We start from the raw sequence: 3,196 nt of genomic DNA, 5'->3' as shown, positions 1-3,196 counted from the left end.
CTCCCTCGCGGGAGGACCGCTGCCGGGCCCCGGATGCCGCACCGGTCCCCGTCCCCACGGGCCGGTGCGGCCGGAGCCGCCGCGCCTTCCGCTCGCGCGCCGGCGGCCCCGGGTCGTGGTGCGGCTCAGTCGCGCGCGGCGACCGGCTCGCGCTCCTCCGCCTTGGCGGCGGAGCCGTTCAGTTCGCGCTGGAGCTTCTCGCCCTCGACGTCGACGCTGGGCACGACCTTGTCCAGCCAGCCCGGCAGCCACCAGGCGGACCTGCCCAGCAGCGCCAGGACGGCCGGGACGACGGCCATGCGGATCACGAAGGCGTCGAAGAGGACGGCGACGGCCAGACCGAAGCCGATCATCTTGATCATCGACTCGGAGGAGCCGATGAACCCGGCGAAGACGCTGATCATGATCAGCGCCGCCGCGCTCACCACGCGCGCCCCCAGTTTGAAGCCGGTGACGACCGACTCGTGCGGGGTCTCGCCGTGGACGTGGGCCTCGCGCATCCGGGTCACGAGGAAGACCTCGTAGTCCATGGCCAGACCGAAGACCAGGCCGACCATGAGGATCGGCATCAGGCTCATGACCGGGCCGGTCTGCTCCACGCCGAAGACATCGGCCAGCCAGCCCCACTGGAAGACCGCCACGACCGAGCCGAGGGCCGCGACCACCGAGAGCAGGAAGCCCAGCGCGGCCTTGAGCGGGACCAGGATCGAGCGGAACACCACGATCAGCAGCAGGAACGCCAGGCCGACCACGAGGACCAGATAGGGCGCCAGGGCGTCGTCCATCTTCTGCGAGACGTCGATGGCCATGGCGGTCTGCCCGGTGACCAGGACGCTCGCGCCGGTGGTCTCGGCCATGCCGTCGGCCTGTGCACGGATGCCGTGGACCAGGTCCTCGGTCGCGGCGCTGCTGGGCGCGGACTTCGGGATGACGGTGATCATCGCGGTGTCGCCGGCCTCGTTGAACGTGGGGGGCATCGCGGCGGCGACCCCGTCCAGGCCCTGGAGCCTCTCGGCGGTGGACCCGGCGGCGGCCTCGGGGTCGTCGCTGCCCCGGGCGTCCACGGTCACGATCAGCGGGCCGTTGGTGCCGGGACCGAAGCCCTCGGCGATCAGGTCGTAGGCGCGGCGCTGGGTGGTGCTGGTGGGCTGGGAGCCGTCGTCGGGCAGGTTCAGCTGGAGGTCCTTGGCGGGCACGGCCAGCAGGCCGAGCCCGACGACGCTCACCAGCAGCACCGCGACCGGGCGGCGCAGCACGAAGCGGGCCCAGCGGCTGCCCGCGCCCTCCCTGGCCTCGGCGGTCGCGGCCGTCCCGCCGTCCTCGCCGGCCTTCGCGCGCTGCTTGCGGGGCAGGACCTTCTGCCCGGCGAAGCCGAGCAGGGCGGGTATCAGGGTCAGGGCGACCAGCACGGCCAGGACGACCGAGCCGCCGGCGGCCAGACCCATCTTGGTCAGGATCGGGATGTTGACCACAGACAGGCCGACCAGGGCGATGACGACGGTCAGACCGGCGAAGACCACCGCCGAGCCGGCCGTCCCCGTGGCGCGGCCGACGGCCTCCAGGGGCTCGCGGCCCTCGGAGAGTTCGGCGCGGTAACGGGAGACGATGAACAGCGCGTAGTCGATGCCGACGGCCAGGCCGATCATCGTCGCCAGGATCGGGGTGGTGGTGTTGAGGTCGAAGGGCACGGTCACGGCGGTGATGACCGCGACGGTGATGCCGACTCCGACCAGGGCGGTGAGCAGCGGCAGCCCGGCGGCGACCAGGGAGCCGAAGGTGATCAGCAGCACGATCGCGGCGATGGCCACGCCGATCACCTCGGCGGCGCCGGTGTGCGGGATCGCCGCCAGCGCGTCACCGCCGATCTCCACCGTCAGTCCGGCCTCCCGGCCGTCCTCGGCGGCGGCCTTGAGCGCGTCGCGCGACTCCTCGGTCAGCTCGAAGCCGGAGACCTCGTAGCTGACCTGGGAGTAGGCGATGGTCTGGTCGGGGCTGACGGCGCGGGCCTGGAAGGGGTCGACGGCCTGCTGGACCTGCTCGCCCTCCGTCAGCTGTGCGACGACCTCGCCGACGGCGGCCGAGTTCTCCGGGGCGGTGATCTTCTCGCCGTCGGGCGCCTTGAAGACGACCCGGGCGGTGGCGCCGTCGGGGCTGCTGCCGGGGAAACGATCCTCCAGCAGCTCGAACGCCTTCTGCGCCTCGGTGCCGGGGATGGTGATGTTGCCGGAGGCCGCCGACGAGGCGGAGGCGGCGAGGCCGCCTGTGACCGCCAGCACCGCCACCCACAACAGGGCGACCAGCCCGCGCCGCCGGAAGGCGAGGCGGCCGAGCCGGTACAGGAACGTGGCCATGAGAGTGAGGACTCCTGGTTGGGGAGGGATGGGACTCGGAAAGGACGGGGGGTTCTGGGGCCGGCGCGGTCCGCCCGGACCGGCCCGCCGGGTTCGTACCGTGCGGGGCCGGCCGGCCGGTCAGGCCAGGCCGAGCGAGGGGAGGACGACCGCGTTCAGATAGCGCTCCATGTACGCGGCGTCCGCGTCCCGGTTCTCGATCAGCCTGCGGGTGCCCAGCGCCCCGATGATCAGGTGCGGGACGAACTCGATCGCCGGGTTGGCGGGATCCACCTCTCCGCGTTCGGCGGCTCTGTGCACGGCGGCGTCGAACGCCTCCAGGCCGGGCCGGATGTGCAGCTCGTACAGGGCCTGCCACAGTTCGGGGTCCTTGGAGACGGCGTGTGCCAGACCGTTCAGCAGGGCGGTGTCCTCGGAGGCGTGGCAGATGAAGTCACTCACCATCCGCCGCAGGTCTCCGGTCAGGGAACCGGTGTCGGCGTCCTCCGTGTGGCTCTTGCCCAGGTGGCGCAGGGCGGTGGCGACCAGCTTCGGCTTGCTCTCCCACTGGCGGTAGAGAGTCGCCTTGCTGGACTTGGTGCGCGTCGCCACCGCGTCCATCGTCAGTGCCTCGTACCCCTGTTCGCGCACCAGGTCGACCACGGCGGTGAACACCTCGTGCTCGCGCTCCGGGGTCAGCCGGGTGCGGCGGGAGGGTGTGGCGGAGGCCGCCTGATCGGGCATGTGCGCTCTCCAGCGGGAACGAAACGGTTTCGTACACCTGGAGTGTAGAGGGCCGCGGGAGCGAAACGCAAAGGGATCGAAACGGCCCCGTTCTCCGGGTCGTCCGCTCCTCGCGAGGAGCG

Annotated in this window: 2 protein-coding genes; both read right to left on the bottom strand. The window is 72.1% G+C overall.

The features are described 5' to 3' along the window. Positions 1-125: 125 nt before the first annotated feature. Positions 126-2,351 carry an MMPL family transporter gene (locus LJ221_RS19735; RefSeq protein WP_241718065.1) on the bottom strand — a complete coding sequence of 742 codons (2,226 nt, stop codon included), beginning with the start codon at positions 2,349-2,351 and terminating at the stop codon, positions 126-128. Positions 2,352-2,471: 120 nt separating this feature from the next. Further along, positions 2,472-3,074, bottom strand: coding sequence for a TetR/AcrR family transcriptional regulator (locus tag LJ221_RS19730; RefSeq protein ID WP_241718064.1), 603 nt, complete (start codon positions 3,072-3,074; stop codon positions 2,472-2,474). Positions 3,075-3,196: the final 122 nt, after the last annotated feature.

The sequence above is a fragment of the Streptomyces sp. CNQ085 genome, assembly GCF_022614595.1.
GTDB lineage: Bacteria > Actinomycetota > Actinomycetes > Streptomycetales > Streptomycetaceae > Streptomyces.
Note: the sequence above shows the minus strand (reverse complement) of the source record. Positions and strands in the feature narration are given on the sequence as shown.